Origin of the sequence: Streptomyces sp. H27-H1 (assembly GCF_026627445.1) — a bacterium.
Taxonomy (GTDB): domain Bacteria; phylum Actinomycetota; class Actinomycetes; order Streptomycetales; family Streptomycetaceae; genus Streptomyces.
This window is the reverse complement of the sequence record NZ_JAPNLJ010000156.1, coordinates 1-1,023: the sequence shown is the minus strand read 5'-3', so window position 1 is coordinate 1,023 and position 1,023 is coordinate 1. Positions and strand designations below refer to the sequence as shown.

1 pseudogene is annotated in these 1,023 nt (G+C 66.3%); it reads right to left on the bottom strand.

The features are described 5' to 3' along the window. A pseudogene (locus tag OTB20_RS42255) lies at nt 1–781 on the bottom strand (IS3 family transposase); the annotation flags it as partial. Nucleotides 782–1,023: the final 242 nt, after the last annotated feature.

Genomic DNA, 1,023 nt, shown 5'->3' with positions numbered 1-1,023 from the left:
CGACCGGCCATGACACACCAACAGCCACCGCGGCCTCTACCGTCGTCACTCCCGACGCGATCCGCCGCCCACTGCCGCCGCGCTCCCGCAGGCGCCTCCGGCACCCTCTGACTCTGGTCTCGTCCCATCGCATACCTCCGTGATCAAGGTGTTGCGACGACCGGTTGAATCCGCCCTGCGAGCCGTGATCGGTGTGCATGATCGCTCCGTCGAGACTGCCGCGGGTCCGCTCGGCGGCCGCCAGGGCGTCGGTGACGAGCTCGGTGCGCATGTGATCGGCGATCGCCCACCCGGCCAGCCGGCGCGAGGCGAGGTCGATGACGGTCGCGAGATAGAGCGGCTTCGCGCCGCTGACCGGCAGGTATGTGATGTCGCCGACATACTTCGTGTTCACGTGCGCCGCGGTGAAGTCCCGGCCGATCAGGTCGGGGGCCTTGGCCGCGGCCGGGTCCGGGACAGTGGTCCGGTGCCGGCGCCGCAGACGCACTCCCTCGAGTCTGATGGTCCGCATGATTCTCGCGACGCGTTTGTGGTTGATCCGTTCGCCCTGGTCGCGGAGTTCGGCGGTAATCCTGGGGGCGCCGTAGGTGCCGTCGGATTCCTGATGGACCGTGCGTATCCGGGCCGCGAGTTCGGCTTCGGCGGCCTGCCGGGCCGCCCTCGCGGCGGCGGTGCGGCGCCAGTAGTAGAAGCTCGAGCGGGAGAGGCCGAGGATGTCGCAGAGCCGCTTCACGCCGAACCGGCGCTGGTGATCCTCGACGAACTGGCAGCGGTTCAGGAGCCGTAACTTAACTACTGCCTGTTTCGATCTCGAGGTCGTGACGCTTGATCACGTCCTTCAGCGTGTCGATGCTGCGTGGCGGGTGGGTCCGGCGGTTGGCGAGGATCGAGGCCATCTCAGAGGACATTAAGTCCCTTTATTCATGTTTCGAGATCGCTCGATCGTGTGGTTGTTCGATGTACTGACGTGCTGGCCGGGATGTGAGTGATGTTGTGCGGATATGGAGAGACCGGCGTATCCGA